Source organism: Pleomorphomonas sp. PLEO (assembly GCF_041320595.1).
Classification (GTDB): Bacteria; Pseudomonadota; Alphaproteobacteria; order Rhizobiales; family Pleomorphomonadaceae; genus Pleomorphomonas.
The window spans coordinates 3,088,357-3,106,279 of sequence record NZ_CP166625.1; the positions used below are offsets into that span (position 1 = coordinate 3,088,357).

A 17,923-nucleotide genomic window follows, 5' to 3' on the forward strand; every position below is an offset into this window, starting at 1 on the left:
TCTCTCGCTTCCGCCGGTCTTCCGGTCACATCCTGACGCAGAGGCATCGATGCGATCGGCCCTTTCGATCGTCTATGGCAATCCCCGACTGCGGGTCAGCGCCATAGGCATCTTCTTCTTCGGCTTTACGGGTGCGGCGACATCGCCTTACTACTCGCTGATTGGCATCCACGAGCTGGGCCTCAGCAATACGGCCTTCGCGGTGGTCAGTTTCTGCGCCGCCATCGTCAACGTGTCGGCAAGCGTCGCCGCCGGCATCCTGGCCGATCGGCTTGGCCGGTTTCGACTGCCAATACTCGCCGTCTGTTTGGCCGGTGTGATTGGTTATCTACTGGTGTATTTCTTGCCGACGGTGGCCGTTTTCACGGTGGCGTCGCTGATGCTGATTCCGGTGTTTGGCGCTCTCAATTCATTGATCTTCGCCTACGTTCGAGCCGGTTCAGAAGCGTTGGCGCCGCGCGAAATGATTGCCGTCAACTCGGCGATCCGCGCTGTCATATCAGCCTCCTGGGTGCTGGTTCCCGGCATTGTCGGCTTCGCCCTGGCGGGACGGCCGAGCATGCTTCCGGCCTTCCTGTTGGCAGGTCTCGCCTGCGCCGTCTGTTTCCTGCTGTTCGCCGTTCTGGTTCGAGAGCAGGCTGGCGAGAGGGTCGAACGAAGAGAGCCGTCCTATGCATTCCTCGCCTCATTGAAGCAGATCGGTTCCGTCTCGGTCTGGCCACACGTCGTCGCCATCGCGCTGATTACCAGCATGCTGCACGTCAACGGCACCGTGCTCCCTCTGATCGTTACCGGTCAGGCTGGTGGCAGTCCGGCCGATGTCGGTACCATTGTCGGCATCGTGGCGCTGCTTGAGGTGGTGTTCATCATCGTCTGGGGATGGATCGAGGCGCGCACGTCGTCTGTTCTGGCGGCCTCGGCCTCGGCGGCCTTCTATAGTCTCTATCTGGCGCTGCTGGGGCTTTCCCACAACACGGTCAGCGTCTACCTGCTGACGGGGATTTCCGGCTTCGGTGCTGCCGGCATCATCGCCATTCCCATCACCTACCTGCAGAACCTGATCGCGCGTCGCGCCGGCCTTGGCAGTTCGCTGATCGCCGTCAATGTCTTTCTGAGCGGTGGTCTCAGCGCCTTGCTGTTCTCGCTCGGTACTTCGATCAGCGACTACACCGGCGCCTCGATGCTCGGTGCCGCCGCCGGCCTGCTCGGGGCGCTGCTGCTGATCTTGCTGCGCTACGGTGTCATCGGAGGCCGGTCGTCCTAGGCGTCCCTCGCCTGATCAAGCACCTCGGCAGAAACGTCACGCTTGCGCGTGAGCGAGGGTTCGACCTTCCTCGACGGCATGGCAGGCAACACGGGCGTTGCCGGCGACCATCATGGCGGGCACCTCGGTCTTGCAGCGGTCGTTAGCCAAGCTACAGCGCGGGTGGAAGGGGCAGCCGGATGGCGGGTTGAGCGGCGAGGGGATTTCGCCTACCAGCTTGATCCGTTCGCCCCGTCGGTCCGGATCGGCGATGGGCGTCGCCGATAGCAGCGCCCGCGTGTAGGGATGGCGTGGCGTTTCGAACAGGTCCCGCACTGGCGCCACTTCGACGGCATGGCCGAGATACATGACCATGACGTCGTCGGCGATATGCCTGACGACGGCCAGGTTGTGCGAAATGAACATCATCGACAGGTTGAACTGCGCCTTGAGTTGCTTCAACAGGTTCAGGATCTGTGCCTGTACCGAAACGTCGAGCGCCGACGTCGGCTCGTCGCACACCAGGAATTCCGGTTCGAGGATCAGCGCCCGGGCTATGCCGATGCGCTGGCGCTGACCGCCGGAGAACTCGTGCGGGTAGCGGTCGGCGGCCTGTGGCGGCAGTCCCACCAGCGCCAGCATGTCGAGAACCGCCTTGCGCCGGCTGGCGGTGTCGCCGATGCCGTGGATGACCAGGCCTTCGGCAATGGAGTCGCCAACCGGCAGGCGGGGATCGAGCGATGAATAGGGGTCCTGGAAGATGATTTGGATGCGTCGGCTATATTCGGGGGCGACGCCCATGTCCGGACCGGCGATCTGCTTGCCTTCGAAGAGAATTTCACCGGCGCTGGGCGGATAGAGGCCAACGACGATCCGCGCCAGCGTCGATTTGCCGCAGCCGCTTTCGCCGACAAGGCCGAGCGTGCGGCCACGCTCAATACTGAGGCTGACGTCGTCGATGGCTTTCACCTCGCCGACGACGCGCTGCAGGAGCCCCTTGCGAAAGGCGAAGCTCTTCTTGATGCCGTTGAGTTCGATGAGAGCGCTCATGCGGGCGGCGTCTCCTTGGAGGCGAGGGGCTCGGTCGCGGGGCGCCAGCAGCGGCAGTTGTGTCCTGCGTTCACTTCGGCAAGCGGCGGTACCTCGCTGGTACAGCGGGGATCGTCGAGTGTCCGCCGTACCGTGCAACGCGGCGCGAACAGGCAGCCGTCGGGCAGTTGCGTCAGTTGCGGAACCCGCCCGTCGATCACTTCCAGCATATCGGTCATCGCTCCGATCACCGGTACCGAGCGGAGCAGCGCCTGTGTGTAGGGATGGCGTGGCGACTTGAACAGCGTTCTCACATCGGCGAACTCGACGATCTGGCCGGCGTACATCACCGCGACATGGTCGGCCATTTCCGCCACGACCCCGAGGTCATGGGTGATCAGTACTATGGCGGTGCCGAAGTCGCGTTGCAGGTCGCGCATCAGGTCGAGGATCTGAGCCTGAATGGTGACGTCGAGAGCCGTGGTCGGCTCGTCGGCGATCAGCACCTCCGGCTGGCAGGCGAGCGCCATGGCGATCATCACCCGCTGCGCCATGCCGCCCGACATTTCGTGCGGGTAGGCTTTCATGCGGCGGGCCGGATCGGGGATGCCGACGGCGGCTAGCATCTTCATCGCAGCCGCTTCCGCCTCGCGCCGCCCCATGTTCCGGTGCAGCATGTAGACTTCGGCGATCTGCCGGCCGACGGTATGCACCGGATTGAGCGACGACGACGGGTCCTGAAAGATCATCGACACGCGATCGCCGCGCACCTTGCCGAGTTCTGCCGCCGACATCTGGCGCAGATCCGCGCCATTGAGGCGGATTTCGCCCGCCGTCACCCGGCCAGGGTAGGGAACCAATCCCATGATGCTGAGCGCGGTGATCGATTTGCCGCAGCCACTCTCGCCGACAATGCAGAGGGTCTCGCCGGCGGTGATGCTGAGCGAGACGCCGTCGACCGCGCGGGCCGTACCAGCGCGTGTGGCGAACTCCACCGCCAGCTCGCTGACGTCGAGGATCGGACTTGCCATGACGGTTCTCACGTATTGAGCCGTGGGTCGAGGGCATCGCGCAGCCCGTCGCCAAGCAGATTGAAACCGAGCACCGTCAGCATGATGGCAATGCCGGGGAAGAAGACGAGGTGTGGCGCCGAAAATACCTGGTCCTTTTCGGTGCCGAGCATGGTGCCCCATTCCGGCATCGGTGGCTGGGCGCCGAGACCGAGGAAGCTGAGGCCTGCTGCATCGAGAATGGCTGTGGCGATACCGAGGGTGGCCAGCACGACGATCGGGGTGATGGCGTTGGGCAGCACACGCCGGAACAGAATGCGGGTCCGGCTGCCGCCGAGGACGCGAGTCGCCGAGACGAAATCGAGCGTCTTGACCGACAGCACGCTTGCCCTGGTGACGCGGGCATAAGCGGGCATCGAGACCACCGATATGGCAAGAAGCGCATTGACAATGCCTGGCCCCAGCACGGCGACGATGGCGATCGCCAGAAGCAGTGACGGAAAGCCGAGGATCACATCCATGACACGCATGATGATGTTATCGATAAGCCCCCCGAAAAAGCCGGCGACCGCGCCGAACAATACGCCGCACACCAGGGCGGCGGTGACGGTGACGAGACCGATCATCAGGCTGATCCGCGTACCGTGCAGGACGCGCGACAGCACGTCGCGCGCATTGCCGTCGATTCCCATGATGTGCTGCGGGCGGCTGACGTCGCAGCCCAGAAGATGCACGCATGGCGCTTCGCGACGCTTGACGTGTTCTGTGCCGATCAGCACGTCGTTCGGGTCGTAGGGCGCAATAACCGGGGCGGCGATGGCGATCAACAGCAGCATGCCGAGGATAATCAGCCCGACCTGGCCAGAGCGTTTGCGCAGCAGGCGGCGCCATGTCTGTTTCCACAGCGGTACCGGGTCGCCGATCAGGCCTTCTTCGGCGATGGCGTCGGCGGCCACGGCCGACGCGGTATCAAGACGGGTCATGGCTTGTCCTATTGAGGCCTGATACGGGGATCGAGATAGGTGTAGGAGAGGTCGACGAGCAGGTTGATGGCCACATAGGACACCGCGATCATGACCGTGAACGCCTGCACCACCGGATAGTCGCGGGCAAAGATCGCCTCGACGAGCATGCGGCCGACGCCGGCAAGGCCGAACACAGTCTCGGTGAGGACCGCGCCGCTCAGCAGCGCGCCCATTTGCAGACCGAGAATGGTGACCACTGGCAGCATGGCGTTGCCGAGGGCGTGCTTGCGCACGACGTCACGGTCGAGCACGCCCTTTGCTCTGGCTGTGCGGATGTAGTCGCGGCCCAATACGTCGAGCAGCGACGACCGGGTCATGCGAGCTATGACGGCCATCGGAATGGTCGACAGCGCAATCACAGGCAGAACCATGTGACGCAACGCATCCCAAAACACGGGCCAGTTGCCGGTAATGAGGGCGTTGAGAATGTAGAAGTTTGAGAAGAACTCCAGAACGCGCGCCCAACTGCTTCCGGCGGCGATTTCCCAGTGCCAAGCCTCATAGAACGGCACCGAGGACATTCCGGCCGACAGGCGCCCGGACGGTGGCAACCAGAAGGGAGTGCCGCGCAGCATGACGCCGAACAGATAGGCGAGCATCAGGCCCAGCCAGAAAACCGGCATGGAAATGCCGACGTTGGCGACGACCATAGTCCCCACATCGGTTGCCGAGTTGTGCCGGCGGGCAGCGAGGATGCCGAGACCGATACCCACCACCGAGGCGACGATTAGCGCCATGAACGCCAATTCGGCAGTCATCGGCAGCCGCTCGACGATGATTTGCGACACCGGACGGGAAAACCGGATGGAATTGCCGAAATTGCCGTGAAATATGTCGGTGACGTAGATGAGGAACTGGCTCAGCAGCGGCTTGTTGAGGCCGTAGCGTTCGGCAAAGGCAAGGCAGGTTTCCGGTGAGACCTTGTCGCCGAGCATCGCCTTGCATGGGTCGCCAGGAATGAGTCTGGCGAGCGCGAACGTCACGACAAGAATGCCGAAAATGACCGGTATAGAAACCAGGACGCGTTTGGCAGCGTATCCGAGCATCGGAGAATCCAAATTGGCGAAGGGGTGGGCCGAAGCCCACCCCAAGGAAGTCGGCCGCTTACTTCTTGACGTTCATAAGGCTTCCCCAGAGGCTGGAGAAGTAGTCGAACGAGCCGGTGTTGCCGACATGGGCGGCGTTGGCGGCGTCGATGCCGGCCGCCCAGGAGACGACGACGTCGTTGGCATCGAAGTCGCTGCCGTCGGTGAACTTCACGCCTTCGCGAAGATGGCAGGTCCACACCGTTGAGTCGCCGTTGGCTTCGCAGCTTTTGGCCAGGCTCGGAACGATGGCACCGCTGTCCTTTGCGTAGTCGAGAAGGGCCTCGATGATCGGCGTACAAGCGTAGAGCGATTCACCGTCGGTCTCGTCGGCACAGTAGAGGCTGATCGGCTCGGCGCTCTGCATGAACACCAGCGAATCCTTGTCGGGGACCATATCCTGCAGCCGCGGCGCACCGAACGGACGCAGCGATGCGTTCTTCAGCGTGGCGCGAGCGCCGAAAGCAGCAGCGCCGTGGGCGATCGGAATGGTCGGAACCAAATTCTTGATGGAGTTGTTGGCCTCGGTGTAGAGCGGCTCGACCGTCTTGACGTCGGCGATGGTGCCCGCCTTGTTCAGCACGTCGTAGATTTCGGCGAAGGGTTTGCCGAACTGCTTGTTGGTGCTGGCGAAGTGGTAGTCGAGGAAGTTGGTGATGTGCGGATAGTCCGCGCCCCAGCCGAGCAGGTAGAAGCCGTCGAGGCTGCCCGAGTTGGCCCGGCTGATGAACTCGCCCGATTCCATGGGCGTCACTTCGACGTCGATGCCGAGGTTCTGCTTCAGCTGGGTCTGGAACTCGACCGCCACGGCGCTCGGTTCCGGCAGATAGGTGCGGAACACGTCGCGATAGTAGATCTTGGTCTTGAAGCCATCGGGATAGCCCGCTTCGGCCAAGAGCTTCTTGGCAGCCGCCGGATCGAACTTGTACCAATCCTCACCGCTGCAACCGTTGGGCAGCGAGCACGGCGTGAAATGCGAGGCGACTTCTGAACCTTCGGGGAAGAAATTTTCGACGATGCGTTGCCGGTCGACGCCCATGGCGATGGCCTGACGAACCTTGACGTCGTCAAACGGCTTCACCGTATTGACCATGCCGAGGTAGAGCGTGTTCGGGCTGGCAAGCGGCAGGAACTGGAGATCGGGGTCGTTCTTGACGCCATCGAAGTCTTCGGGGCTGAGGTTGGCGACAATGTCGGCCGTGCCGGCGCGCAGCTCGTTCAGACGGCCGGCTCCCGACTGATTCCAGCGGATCACCAGCGTCTTGTAGGAGGGCTTGTCGCCCCAATAGTTGTCGTTGCGGCTCATGACGATCGAGTCGCCACGGTTCCAAGCGTCGAGCTTGAACGGGCCCGTGCCGATCGGTTTGTCGAGCAAGGCCTTCTTGGGGCCATCCTTTTCAATGTGTTCGGAAGGCTCGATACCGAACGAAACGAAGGCGGCCTTCGCTTCGAACGCGGGATCTGGAGAGCACATGGAGAAGGTCACAGTGTGCTCATCGGTGGCAACGATCGATTTGATCTTGCCACCATAGCTACAGTCAGACGCCGCGACGCTCTTGCCTTCGAAACTATATGCGGGACCAGCGAGCAGAGCGGTCATGGAGACCATGGCCACTCCACTAAGTATACCTAATTTCATAACAACACCTCCTAGTTTTTGCACAAGAGGGGCGCATGCTATGCTTTAGTGCAGCGCACCTCTAGAGAATGATCAGTTGTTCCCTGTTTTTTGTATCTATATACGGGCCAATATTGAATTGAGCTTGCCGTTGTCTGGCTTTTAATTCACTCAAATCATGGTTCTGGAACCCGTGTTGTTTTGCGGATTTTTATTATTCTTGACATTTTTGACGAAGCGTATGTTGATAAGATGTCAGACCAATTGTCAAGGGGTGACTGTGACAGCGAGGCGACAGGACTGAAATGCGCAATGAAAAAGGACAGGGCATGCTGCGGACCGACTCGCGAGTCCTGTCCGATCGTATCCAGCACGTTGCCGAGGCCATGGCGGGTTTCATTGAACATGCTGATCTCAAGAAGGGCGATCGGCTGCCGACCGAGCGTGAGCTGATGGTCGCTCTCGGCGTTGGGCGGTCGACGGTCCGCGAGGTGATCGGTCGCTTCCAGGCGCTCGGCATCGTCGAAAGCCGGCGCGGCAGCGGAACGTATCTTCTACAGCCGATCAGTTCGCAGACCATCTCCATGCCATTGTTGGTTGGCACCGCCAACCTGCGAGACGCCCTTCTTCAGACCCTCGAAGTCCGGCGAGCACTGGAAATTGAGGCATCAATGCTGGCCGCGCTACGGCGCACCCCCGAAGACCTTGAGATCATCGCGGCCCGACTCGATGAAATGGAGCATGTCCACATCAGCAAGGGAACGTCGGGGCCTGAAGACCTAGCATTTCACCTTGCCATCTACGACGCGACACACAATCCCCTGTTTCGCCAACTGCTCGAACAGATGCGAGAAGCCTTTGAGCGCTTTTGGGACAAGCCGTTCGATCGTCCGGACTTTGCCCGTCGCTCCTTTCCCTTTCACCGCCCCCTCTTCAACGCCATTGCGGCTCAGGACGCAGTGGCGGCCCGGCGTGAAACCACCGAGATTCTCACGGTGGTAGAAGAGGACATCAAGGAAATGTCTAAATGAGCAATGGTTTGGAGCTGTTCGACGAGCTGGGACTGATTGCGACCCATGACGAACGCAACGCCTTTGACGCTGTCGTCCCGCCCATCGTCCAGACGTCGCTTTTTACGTTCTCAAGTTATGACGAGATGATCGCCACCTATCGCGGCGAGGTCGTTCGACCGGTGTATTCGCGAGGACTCAATCCTACCGTGCGCGCCTTCGAGGAGACGCTGGCCAAGCTTGAGGGGGGCGAGGACGCACTGGGATTTGCCAGCGGCATGGGAGCGATCGCCGCGACCGTACTGACCTTCGTCAAACCTGGCGATCGCATCGTTGCCGTGCGTAACGTCTATCCCGATGCCTATCGACTGTTCGGCACGATCCTGAAGCGGATGCAGATCGAGGTCACCTACGTCGACGGCCTCGACGAGGCGGCGGTGGAAAAGGCCCTTCCAGGGGCCAAGCTCATCTATCTTGAAAGCCCGACCAGTTGGGTGATGGAAGCCCATGACGTCGGCGCGCTGGCGTCCCTGGCTCGGCGGCATGGCGCGCTGTCGGTCATCGACAATAGCTGGGCGAGCCCGATCTTCCAGCGTCCGCTCGGCCTCGGGGTCGATCTGGTGCTGCATTCGGCGTCGAAATATCTCAGCGGTCACAGTGATGTTGTGGCCGGCGTGGTGGCCGGACCAAAAACGCTTATCGACCGCATCCGTGGCGAGAGTCTGCCGTATCTGGGAGCCAAACTGTCGCCATTCGATGCCTGGCTGTTGATCCGCGGCATGCGCACGCTGGCCATCCGCATGAAGGCCCATGAAAGCTCCGCGCTTGAGATTGCCCGCCGGCTCGCCGCCCATGAAAACGTCGCCAGCGTCAACCATCCCGGTCTCGGCAACGCATTGCCTCCCGGGCTCGTCGGCACCTCCGGCCTGTTCTCTTTCGCGTTCCGCGAGGGCATCGACCTCCGCGCATTCTGCGACCACCTGCGCTTGTTCAAGCTCGGCGTCAGCTGGGGTGGCCACGAGAGTCTGGTTGTTCCCGGCGAGGTGGTGCTGGCGCAAAAGGCCATGCCCAATTCGGCGCAGGAGTTTGGCCTCGACCCGCGCTCCGTTCGTCTGCATGTCGGTCTCGAAGGAACCGAGGCGCTGTGGAGTGATCTCAAATCGGCAATCGACGCCGCTCGGATCGCTTGATCTACCAGATCAGACTTGCCGGTCTCCATACTCACGGTGGCCGGCTTTCCATTGAGGATTGCTTGCCATGACCGATATCGATGCCGTGCTGGCACGCGCCGATGCGAACCTGCCGTCCAGCCTCGACACGCTGTTCGAACTCGTTAGGATAAAGTCGATTTCTACCGATCCCGCCTATAGGGCAGATTGTCGCGAGGCGGCGGCCTATCTCGTCCGCCATCTCGCCGACATCGGCTTTAAGGCCTCGGTGCGCGAAACCGACGGCAATCCAGTCGTTGTCGCCCATCATGAGGGTATGGCCCCCAACTGCCCACACGTGCTGTTTTACGGTCATTATGACGTCCAGCCTGTCGATCCGTTGGAGCTTTGGACGCACGATCCCTTCGAACCGGCCATCCGTGATGCCGGCAATGGCCGCAAGATCATTACCGGACGCGGTACCTCCGACGACAAGGGCCAGCTCCTGACCTTCCTGGAAGCCGTCCGCGCCTACAAAGAGGTCAGGGGCACGCTGCCGATCCGGCTGACCGTGCTGTTCGAGGGCGAAGAGGAATCCGGTTCGCCATCTCTGAGACCGTTCCTGCTCGCCAATGCCGAGGAGCTCCGCGCCGATTTCGCCATGGTCTGCGATACGTCGATGTGGGATGCCGAGACGCCGGCAATCTGTGCCAGTCTGCGCGGCCTTGTCGGGGAGGAAGTTATCATTACGGCGGCCGATCGTGATCTGCACTCCGGCGGATACGGTGGCGCCGCAGCCAACCCTATTCATATTCTTTCGGACATTCTGGCTGGCCTTCACGACCGGACAGGGGCCGTGACGCTTCCTGGGTTTTACGATGGCGTGGAGGAGGTCCCTGGGGCGATCAAGGCAGATTGGCAGCGGCTCGAGGAAACTTCGCCGGGGTTTCTGACCGATATCGGTCTGTCGCGGCTTTCCGGCGAACAGGGGCGGTCGCGGCTGGAATTGATCTGGGCTCGGCCAACAGCCGAGATCAACGGTATCAGTGGCGGCTATGCCGGCGATGGTTTCAAGACGGTGATCGCTTCCAAGGCCACTGCCAAGGTGTCGTTTCGCTTGGTCGGCAGCCAAGATCCTCTGAAGATCCGAGAGAGTTTTCGCGCCTATTCGCGGTCGAAGGTGCCGGAAGACTGCAAGGTCGAGTTCGCCTCGCACGGTGCCTCGCCGGGAATCCAGCTCCCCTATGACTCGCCGGTCCTTGATAAGGCGAGGGCGGCCCTGTCGCACGAATGGCCCAAGCCGGCCATCGTGGTGGGCGGAGGCGGTTCCATCCCCGTCGTCGGCGACTTCCGCTCCATCCTTGGCATGGATTCGCTGCTCACCGGTTTCTCCCTTGCCGACGATCGCGTTCATTCGCCCAATGAGAAGTATGATCTCGCCTCGTTCCACAAGGGCATCCGCTCCTGGGTTAGGATCATAGACGCGGTGGGTGCAAAGTAATCATGGCCTGCGAGAGGGCCGCGGACGGCGGCGGCCTGGTATTATCCTCTCCGAGCTGTTTCAAACGGCGTGTGCCAAAGGGTATCAACCGGCGTATTTTTTTGCCTAGGTTGTAGAAGGTTGCACCTGAGACGCTGCGCCTTGCGACCATCGACGCCTCTCGCATCGACCGCTTAGGTGATTGCGTATTGTGCCATGATTCCAAGAGTACAGTGTCTTCTCATGCAACAAACATTGCGACAGAATTGAATTCTAACGATCTTATGCAAGAAACATCGCATGATGTCCGATGCCTGAATTGAGGGCTCGCGTATCCATACGGTGTGGGTCGAATTTATTGTGGAGAAGGCAGGTTTCTGTGTGGTCTTTATTAAAAATTTATTTGAAGCGAATGGCCGTAGCCATTAGAGGTCAGCCGGCTGAGGACTCCTGAATTAACGAGTAATCTATGGAAAGCGATGCGGTCCCTTCCGTCGAGATGCCTATTGTCCGGTTAGATCGGTTTATAATCCCACGTAACGCCTACGCAGAATTTTTGGGAAGACTGAAAGACATTCATGCTCTTTTGCATGTACAACCAGGATTAAAACACGATATTCTCTTCGAAAGACCTGTGACCGCCGACTCCGTTCATTTGATATCTATGGTCGAGTGGGAGAATCAAGCCGCCTCCGCTGCCGCGAAGACGGTGGTGGAAAGTTATTGTATTGCGAACAACTTCGACCGGGATGAGACTATTGATCGTCTCAAAATCATAGCTGATATCGGAATATATTCTGTTTCGCAGGGGTAATTCGGTCATTTCATCGGCTTTGACGATTGGTTCGTCTTATCTTGAGCAGATACCATGACGTGGTTCCTGTCTTTGCCGCTGACGTTGGCGGCGAGCCGCATCCCATTCTCGCCGTAGGTAGGGTGTCGCTGACGGCTGGTTGTCGCCTCGGCGACAGCGATTTCGAGTGGCAAGTCCTGCACTGGACAGATTTCGCCGGCTGAACCGTCGATGGTGGGTGCATCGTGTGTTCTAGTCCGGTGTCGCAGATGCAGCTCTCTCCGAAATTCCAGGTAGCTCATAAATTCCGCATCCCATTGCTTCCTGTTTGTCGGCTCTCGCAGAGTTCGGCTGAGGCGAGTTTTCCAATGAGCGTTTCGTTGGGATGGAGGCGGTAATGCGGGCGCTCTTTGCCACACTTATTCGTCTTGTCGAACGCGATGGCTCGGCCGCGCTGGTGACAGTTTCTGCGACACACGGATCTGCGCCGCGCGAAGCCGGTGCGCGTGTCGTTGTGGCGCGCGGCGGCGCCATCTCAGGCACAATCGGCGGCGGACGCCTAGAGCACGAGGCGATCCAGCGCGCCCTACAACTCATGGAAGCCGGGCGCGATGCGACCGAGCTGATGCGCTTGGCACTCGGCCCCTCCCTGGGGCAGTGCTGTGGCGGCGATGTGACGTTGGTCGTGGAGGTGTTTGGGCGGAGCCGACTCGATCAGCTGGGAGATCTCGCCAGAGCCGAGGCCAGAGGCCCGTTTCAAACCCTATCCCAGTTGGTCGATGGCGTTCCGATGGTCCGCGCGATCAACGAAGGGCAACCAGCTGGCAATACCGTTCTTCTCAAGGAAGACGGTACGCTCCTGGAAAGCTTTGGCAGCCCGTTGCGTGACCTCCTGCTGTTCGGGGCAGGTCACGTCGGTAAGGCATTGGTGCTGGCGTTGGCCCCGCTGCCATTCAGTGTTCGCTGGATCGACAGCCGTCCGGAGATGTTCCCGAACCTGCCCTTCGCCAATCTTAACTGCGTGGTCAGCGACCAGCCCGCCGCCGAAGCCGCGCGAGCTCCCGATGGGGCATTCGTGATCATCATGACGCATGATCACGGTCTCGATCTCAATATCCTGGACGCCGCCCTGCGTTTGAACCGTCTGCCTTATGTCGGCCTCATCGGCAGCGCCACCAAGCGCACTCGGTTTGAACATCGGCTAAAGGCGCTCGGCCATTCCGAAGCGCACGCCAGATCCTTCGTTTGTCCGATCGGCATTCCCGGCATCTTGTCAAAAGAGCCGGCGGTAATCGCTGCCAGCGTCGCAGCGGATCTGTTGCTGCAGGATCAGAAGGTCAGGGATATGGCCGATCAATTCGTCGCGTGAGCCTGAGAGCCTGAGGGGCGGGGCGAGCTCGGCCGGTTCGCTTCGAACGATCTGTAAATCTGGGCACGATGTGTTGAAACGTAGCATTTTCAATGCCGCCTTCGCCGGGATAAGCGCCATTTGGTGCTTCTCTTGGAAGCCCCGTAACACGCTCGGCAAAAGCCGGACGTGCGGGCAAGCCGATTGATTCATGCGGCTTTTAGATTCACTATGTTACTTTCGAATAAGTAAGACGCCTGCGATTTCGGCGAAGGCAGGCATATTGGCCTTGATGTGCGTATTTATACTTGGTCTTCGTGTAAGCTTTTGTGAGAAATAGGTGGTGCGTTGGGCGGCTTTCTCGACATTCCCACGCTTCTGTTCACGGTGTCGGCCGCGAGCTTCTGCATTTGTGTCAGCCTGATCCTGATCTGGTCGTCCGCACGTCGCGAGACCTGCATCCTGTCCTGGGGAGTGACGTTCGGACTGGCCGTCTTGACCATGTCCTTGGTCGCCCTGCGTGGTCGCGTGCCCGACGTTTTGTCTGTCACCGCCGCGGATGCCGTTTTGCTCGGTTCTTTCGGCCTCCTTTGGCTAGGCTATCGCCAGTTTACCGGTCTCACCAGTCGCTTCGATCGCTGGATCGCCGGCGCTGGCGCGTTGATCTGGGTAGTCATCGCGGCGACCAGCTCACTTTTCGACGATATCAACACTCGCTCGGCCGTACTGTCAGGTATCGAGTTCGCCTATCTTCTCTTTGTCGTTGTCGATCTTGTTCGCCACTATCCGCATGAGCCACTGCCGTCGGTCGGATTGACCACGGTGCTCGTCGGGGCTCACGCCGCGGTTCAGATCTACCGGGTTGTCTCGTCGATTACGACGCCGCTCGATCCTGCCACTGTCGTGTTGCCCAACAGTCTGGTCATGGGGCTCGGCTTGATCGAATCATCAGTTTTTGTGGTCTTCCTCGGCCTGCTACAACTGGTGCTGATCGGGCAGCGCTCGGAACGTCGCTTCCGTATTGTCGCCGAAACCGACTCGCTGACTGGTTTGGCCAACCGTCGCCATTTTCTCGAGCGTGTCGGACCGGCTCTCATCGGCGATGACGAACGCGGTGCCCTGATCCTGTTCGATATCGACCATTTCAAGCTGGTCAACGACACTCATGGACATCCCACCGGCGATCGCGCCTTGATAGCGTTCGCAGCCATCTTGGCGGCGGCGGCACCCACCGGTGGTATCGCCTCTCGGGTCGGTGGTGAGGAGTTCGCCCTGTTCTTGCCCCAAGCGACCATCGACGAGGCGGCCGAGGTGGCCGATCGAATTCGCCGCATGACCGTCGATCTTCGCATTGTCGCGACCACGGGTGCCGTAAGTCTGACTGTCAGTTGCGGCGTTGCTGGCATTGGCGAAACCGGGCCTGACTTTCAGAGCCTGCACGTGGCAGCCGACAGCGCTCTTTATGCCGCCAAGAGCGCCGGCCGCAATCAGGTCGCCGTCCATCGATCCCCACTACCAAGCGCGCAAAGGCGCCCAGATAGAGGTGGCGCGGCTGCCGTGATCGCCGGCCGATGAGCGGGTCTTTTCATCGCCTATGGGGATCTTGGTGGCACTGGTCGTTCACGACCGACATCAATGCGACGAGCCGTCTCCGTTCTGATGAGTCCGACAGGCAACCGACAGCTTCGAGATAGCAAGACTGGCGCCGGGAGCCGGATAGGGTCGTTTCGAAATTGCGCATTCTCTATGTGGAAGACAACAGGGCACTCGGCGACGCAGTCGCCAAGGCGTTGCGAGCAAATGGTTTTACGGTTGATGCGTTTACAACCGCCTTCGATGCGGAAGAAGCCGCCGCGACGACGTCATATGATGCCATCGTCCTCGATCTCGGCTTGCCCGATCGTGATGGCATGGAACTACTCGAAGCTCTGCGAGGATCGGGCGTGGCTAGCCCCATCCTGCTGCTGACGGCACGAGATGCTCCGTCCGACGTGATCGCTGGTCTCAACGCCGGTGCCGACGATTATCTGAAAAAGCCCTTCAACATGGACGAGCTCATTGCGCGTCTTCGTGCCCAACTGCGCCGGGTAGGGCAGCCGCTCAGCATTGTGTTCCAGGAGGGCAACGTGGATCTCGATACGTCGATGCGGCTGTGTCGCATCGACGGGCGCGATGTCGACCTCAGCCGGCGCGAATTTGGTGCTCTGGAGCTTCTTATGCGCCGCGCCGGAAGCGTCATAACCAAGGTCGCATTCGAGGAGGCGTTGTACGGGTTCGGCGAAGAGGTCAGTTCGAACGCCATCGAGGTCCTTGTGCATCGCCTCAGAAAACGCCTGGTCGGAGCCGGCGCCCAAATCGAAGTCCATACTCTGCGCGGCATCGGTTACATGCTGACCAGAGGGGTATCGTGAAGGTCGGGCCGCGTGGGCTGTTTGGCCGCCTGACGATCGGGCTCCTGCTGGCCGCCGTCGCCGCGATCCTTTTCGCTGCGGCCTTTCTTTATTTCCGATTTCAGGCTTACGAGACCCAATTTCGTGAAGGAACCTTGCGCAGCTTCGCGCGAGCCATTGCCGCCGACGTGGTCGCGAGCGGTGAGCGAAGCTTTTCGGCTGGTCGCCGAACCCAAACGCTGATCGATCGTGCCAACGGTCTCTATGTAGTCCTTGATGCTGAGGGCCAATGGCTGGGCGGCAATTCGCCCAATCGGGATGCCTTCGTGCCGTTGGATGGCAAAGAAGGATTCTTTTTCGAACTGCCGGCTGGGCCAGCTCAAACGACCCGCTACGGCCTTGCCACGGCGATCGTTGGAACCGATCGGCCGTTATTCGTCGAAGTCGTCTTTCCCGGCGGGGAGATCGTTTTCGACTCCGTGCTTGAAGAGTTCACCAAGGACATCGCCTGGCTATGGCTGCCATTCCTGGTTCTCATGCTGGTTACCAACCTCGGGGTCGCTCACATTGCGCTGAGGCCGGTTCGCACCGCCGTCGCTCAGGCTGAGGCCATCGCGACGCAGGCTACAATTGTCACCATCGACGAAACGGGGCTGCCGGATGATGTGCGGGCTCTTGTGCGAGCGGTCAACCTTGCATTCGCTCGGCTCCGGGCGGGGTATCGCGCACTCGAAGAATTCGTCGCGGACGTTGCTCACGATCTGAGGACGCCGATCGCGGTTCTGAAATTGCAATTGGCCGATCGCGGCGATGACGAGAGGTCCCTATTGGATCCGGAAATCAACCGCATGGAGCGAATGATTGAGCAATTGCTGGACCGGGCCCGCCTAGGCCGGATCCAGCTGTCGCCAGATGATCACGTCGATCTCGGTGAAGTCTGCCGACGGGTGGCGGAGCTTATGGCGCCGCTTGTCGTCACCAGCGGCAGGTCCATCGAGCTGATCGGCGCCGAACGTCCCCTTCCAGTGTCCGGATTGTTCGACGAACTCTTCCGGGCGATGCGAAACCTCGTCGAAAACGCGCTGTCGCACGCGCCAGCCGGCAGTGAGATTTCGGTGGCAATCGACCGTGACAGTTGCTCGGTCAGCGTCATCGACGACGGGCCGGGCTTTTCGGCGTCCATCCTGTCCCGCGACCTGTCCTCGCGGGCGCCCCTGCGCAGCGATCGGCTTGGTGGTGTCGGGCTTGGGCTGTCGATCGCGGCGCGAACTCTAAGGGCCTTTGGCGGTCAGCTGGTCCTTGAAAATGCGCCGCGCCGTGGTGCCAAGGCTACCATGATGCTGAAGCCTTGGGCTCCGCTGGATCGGTCGTCATGACGGTCGGCATCCTGCTTCGTTCGGCCGTTGCCATCCAACCCCTCATTTTCAGAGGCAGCGCAACGGGAGTCAGCCTTATGTTCTCGGGTGCAAATCCGGCAGCGGCAAGCATGGCCTCAAGATCGGCCTCACCGTAGAGACGGTGGGTTTCCGGTCCAGCCAAACGCCAGCGCTTCATGGTATCGCTGTCCGTGACGTAAAGGACGAGCCGCCCGCCCGGCCGCAGCACGCGATGGAGTTCGCGTGCTGCGACGCCTTCTTGATCGAAGAAGTAGGCGACATTGACGGCAAGTATCTTATCGAAACTCGCGTCGGGCCAGGGAAGGTCGAAAAGGCTGCCGACGCGCAAGTCCATCGTGCCACCGGCCCGCATGTTTCGCCGGCGTGCCTGGTCGACCATTTCGGCGGAGCGGTCGATGCCGTGCAGACGGCAACCCGGCGCGGCGGCGAGAATACTCCCGAGCGCCTGTCCCGGACCAAAGCCGACTTCGAGAATCGCCTCGCCCGCCTGAGGGGCCAGCGCGGCGACCGCCCGCTCGTTAGGAGCCCGGTTGAGAGGGACCATGATGTGTCCCAGAAGCCGGCCGGCGACACCCTTCGGGTGGGCGAGCTGGTGGTCGATCCAGCTCCAGAGGTCGCCGCCGTCTCTCTGTTTTGAAAGAATTGGGGTCACGTCTTTGCCTGCAGCTTGGCAAGATCTTCCTTGATCACTTGGCGGCGGCTCTTGTCCCAGAGCGGCCGCAACGGGCTCTCCGGTATCGACAGGGCATAGGTGAAGACTTGGCGCGCCTTGTCATTTTCACCTTGGTTCATCAGGAAATCGCCGTAAAAATACCAGGCGTCGAGGCCCTGCGGCGCGGAGCTCGTCGCCTGCTCTAGGAGGGCCCGGGCTTTCTGGTTGTCACCGAAGGCGATCGGAAAGCCGGGAACACGATAGTAGAGAACCCCGAGGCTGGCCGGTGCACCGGCGTTGAGGGCGGTGGGGTTTTCCGCATAGGCTTTTTCGAGAGTGACCTTTGCCTGCTTGACCAGTGACAGCGCCGAAAAGGCCGATGCCATGGAGGCCTGTTCCGATTTCAGGATGCCGTCCCAGATCTCGGCCTCGACCCGAGTGGGGTAACGGGCCAGAAGAGCGTCCGCTTCCGCGCCGACCTTTTCCATTTCGGCTGTTTGCTTGTCGCCCGGGGGAATTGTGAATTTCACGGTTTCCCAACGGATCTCAAGATCATGCAGGGCGCCGTCGAATGCAGGATCGGCGTCGGCGAACGCCGGGGCGGAGGAGAACACCATGGCGCCGAGAAAGGCAGCGCGAATTGCGGTGACGCGAGTTGAGCTCATTATTTGGATTCCGTGTATGGGGTTGGGACT

Annotated in this window: 17 protein-coding genes; 10 read left to right on the forward strand and 7 right to left on the reverse strand. The window is 60.8% G+C overall.

Annotated elements, in window-relative coordinates; genetic code table 11:
- Positions 1-49 precede the first annotated feature (49 nt).
- The gene (locus AB6N07_RS14305; RefSeq protein WP_370673758.1) at positions 50-1,264 is read left to right on the forward strand and encodes an MFS transporter; all 1,215 of its coding nucleotides are present in this window, start codon (positions 50-52) and stop codon (positions 1,262-1,264) included.
- 36 nt (positions 1,265-1,300) lie between these two features.
- Here AB6N07_RS14305 and AB6N07_RS14310 read toward each other — a convergent pair whose 3' ends face one another.
- From AB6N07_RS14310 to AB6N07_RS14330, 5 genes are read right to left on the reverse strand one after another with little or no spacing between them, the layout of a single operon-like run.
- On the reverse strand, positions 1,301-2,293 hold the full coding sequence (locus AB6N07_RS14310; RefSeq protein WP_370673759.1) for an ABC transporter ATP-binding protein: 993 nt from the start codon (positions 2,291-2,293) through the stop codon (positions 1,301-1,303).
- Positions 2,290-3,303, reverse strand: coding sequence for an ABC transporter ATP-binding protein (locus AB6N07_RS14315; RefSeq protein ID WP_370673760.1), 1,014 nt, complete (start codon positions 3,301-3,303; stop codon positions 2,290-2,292). Before AB6N07_RS14315 ends, AB6N07_RS14310 begins: the two co-directional genes overlap by 4 nt.
- 8 nt (positions 3,304-3,311) lie before the next feature.
- A complete protein-coding gene (locus AB6N07_RS14320) occupies positions 3,312-4,265 on the reverse strand; it encodes an ABC transporter permease (protein WP_370673761.1) in 954 nt (317 codons plus the stop codon).
- Between the two features lie 8 nt (positions 4,266-4,273).
- A complete protein-coding gene (locus tag AB6N07_RS14325; RefSeq protein WP_370673762.1) occupies positions 4,274-5,353 on the reverse strand; it encodes an ABC transporter permease in 1,080 nt (359 codons plus the stop codon).
- A gap of 58 nt (positions 5,354-5,411) precedes the next feature.
- Positions 5,412-7,001 carry an ABC transporter substrate-binding protein gene (locus AB6N07_RS14330; RefSeq protein ID WP_370673763.1) on the reverse strand — a complete coding sequence of 530 codons (1,590 nt, stop codon included), beginning with the start codon at positions 6,999-7,001 and terminating at the stop codon, positions 5,412-5,414.
- 338 nt (positions 7,002-7,339) lie between these two features.
- On the opposite strand from AB6N07_RS14330, the gene AB6N07_RS14335 reads away from it, so the two are divergent.
- The 9 genes from AB6N07_RS14335 to AB6N07_RS14375 all read left to right on the forward strand — a co-directional run bounded on the left by AB6N07_RS14335 (position 7,340) and on the right by AB6N07_RS14375 (position 16,555).
- Positions 7,340-8,041 carry a FadR/GntR family transcriptional regulator gene (locus tag AB6N07_RS14335; protein ID WP_370673764.1) on the forward strand — a complete coding sequence of 234 codons (702 nt, stop codon included), beginning with the start codon at positions 7,340-7,342 and terminating at the stop codon, positions 8,039-8,041.
- Positions 8,038-9,210 carry a PLP-dependent transferase gene (locus tag AB6N07_RS14340; protein ID WP_370673765.1) on the forward strand — a complete coding sequence of 391 codons (1,173 nt, stop codon included), beginning with the start codon at positions 8,038-8,040 and terminating at the stop codon, positions 9,208-9,210. Before AB6N07_RS14335 ends, AB6N07_RS14340 begins: the two co-directional genes overlap by 4 nt.
- Positions 9,211-9,277: 67 nt before the next feature.
- Positions 9,278-10,669, forward strand: a complete 1,392-nt coding sequence (locus AB6N07_RS14345) for a M20/M25/M40 family metallo-hydrolase (RefSeq protein WP_370673766.1) — start codon at positions 9,278-9,280, stop codon at positions 10,667-10,669.
- Positions 10,670-11,117: 448 nt separating this feature from the next.
- Positions 11,118-11,462 (forward strand): hypothetical protein, encoded by a 345-nt coding sequence (locus AB6N07_RS14350; protein WP_370673767.1) that lies wholly within the window; start codon positions 11,118-11,120, stop codon positions 11,460-11,462.
- A 59-nt stretch (positions 11,463-11,521) separates the two neighbouring features.
- Complete coding sequence (locus AB6N07_RS14355) at positions 11,522-11,665, forward strand: hypothetical protein (RefSeq protein ID WP_370673768.1); 144 nt, start codon at positions 11,522-11,524, stop codon at positions 11,663-11,665.
- A 173-nt stretch (positions 11,666-11,838) separates the two neighbouring features.
- Positions 11,839-12,810 carry a xanthine dehydrogenase accessory protein XdhC gene (xdhC, locus tag AB6N07_RS14360; protein ID WP_370673769.1) on the forward strand — a complete coding sequence of 324 codons (972 nt, stop codon included), beginning with the start codon at positions 11,839-11,841 and terminating at the stop codon, positions 12,808-12,810.
- Between the two features lie 327 nt (positions 12,811-13,137).
- Positions 13,138-14,364 (forward strand): GGDEF domain-containing protein, encoded by a 1,227-nt coding sequence (locus AB6N07_RS14365; protein ID WP_370673770.1) that lies wholly within the window; start codon positions 13,138-13,140, stop codon positions 14,362-14,364.
- 158 nt (positions 14,365-14,522) lie between these two features.
- The gene (locus tag AB6N07_RS14370) at positions 14,523-15,200 is read left to right on the forward strand and encodes a response regulator transcription factor (RefSeq protein WP_370673771.1); all 678 of its coding nucleotides are present in this window, start codon (positions 14,523-14,525) and stop codon (positions 15,198-15,200) included.
- Positions 15,197-16,555: a sensor histidine kinase gene (locus AB6N07_RS14375; RefSeq protein ID WP_370673772.1), complete on the forward strand. Its 1,359-nt coding sequence runs from the start codon at positions 15,197-15,199 to the stop codon at positions 16,553-16,555. Before AB6N07_RS14370 ends, AB6N07_RS14375 begins: the two co-directional genes overlap by 4 nt.
- On the opposite strand, the gene AB6N07_RS14380 is transcribed toward AB6N07_RS14375, so the two are convergent.
- Together AB6N07_RS14380 and AB6N07_RS14385 are read right to left on the reverse strand one after the other, a co-directional pair.
- On the reverse strand, positions 16,509-17,228 hold the full coding sequence (locus tag AB6N07_RS14380; protein ID WP_370673773.1) for a class I SAM-dependent methyltransferase: 720 nt from the start codon (positions 17,226-17,228) through the stop codon (positions 16,509-16,511). The two genes, AB6N07_RS14375 and AB6N07_RS14380, sit on opposite strands and share 47 nt — an antisense overlap.
- Positions 17,225-17,893: a tetratricopeptide repeat protein gene (locus tag AB6N07_RS14385; protein WP_370673774.1), complete on the reverse strand. Its 669-nt coding sequence runs from the start codon at positions 17,891-17,893 to the stop codon at positions 17,225-17,227. The genes AB6N07_RS14380 and AB6N07_RS14385 overlap by 4 nt, the downstream gene beginning before the upstream one ends.
- Positions 17,894-17,923 lie beyond the last annotated feature (30 nt).

Excerpts from the sequence above, each read along its gene's own strand:
- AB6N07_RS14305 (WP_370673758.1), top strand. The coding sequence starts at position 50 with ATGCGATCGGCCCTTTCGATCGTCTATGGCAATCCCCGACTGCGGGTC.
- AB6N07_RS14310 (WP_370673759.1), bottom strand. The coding sequence starts at position 2,293 with ATGAGCGCTCTCATCGAACTCAACGGCATCAAGAAGAGCTTCGCCTTT.
- AB6N07_RS14315 (WP_370673760.1), bottom strand. The coding sequence starts at position 3,303 with ATGGCAAGTCCGATCCTCGACGTCAGCGAGCTGGCGGTGGAGTTCGCC.
- AB6N07_RS14320 (WP_370673761.1), bottom strand. The coding sequence starts at position 4,265 with ATGACCCGTCTTGATACCGCGTCGGCCGTGGCCGCCGACGCCATCGCC.
- AB6N07_RS14325 (WP_370673762.1), bottom strand. The coding sequence starts at position 5,353 with ATGCTCGGATACGCTGCCAAACGCGTCCTGGTTTCTATACCGGTCATT.
- AB6N07_RS14330 (WP_370673763.1), bottom strand. The coding sequence starts at position 7,001 with ATGGTCTCCATGACCGCTCTGCTCGCTGGTCCCGCATATAGTTTCGAA.
- AB6N07_RS14335 (WP_370673764.1), top strand. The coding sequence starts at position 7,340 with ATGCTGCGGACCGACTCGCGAGTCCTGTCCGATCGTATCCAGCACGTT.
- AB6N07_RS14340 (WP_370673765.1), top strand. The coding sequence starts at position 8,038 with ATGAGCAATGGTTTGGAGCTGTTCGACGAGCTGGGACTGATTGCGACC.
- AB6N07_RS14345 (WP_370673766.1), top strand. The coding sequence starts at position 9,278 with ATGACCGATATCGATGCCGTGCTGGCACGCGCCGATGCGAACCTGCCG.
- AB6N07_RS14350 (WP_370673767.1), top strand. The coding sequence starts at position 11,118 with ATGGAAAGCGATGCGGTCCCTTCCGTCGAGATGCCTATTGTCCGGTTA.
- xdhC (WP_370673769.1), top strand. The coding sequence starts at position 11,839 with ATGCGGGCGCTCTTTGCCACACTTATTCGTCTTGTCGAACGCGATGGC.
- AB6N07_RS14385 (WP_370673774.1), bottom strand. The coding sequence starts at position 17,893 with ATGAGCTCAACTCGCGTCACCGCAATTCGCGCTGCCTTTCTCGGCGCC.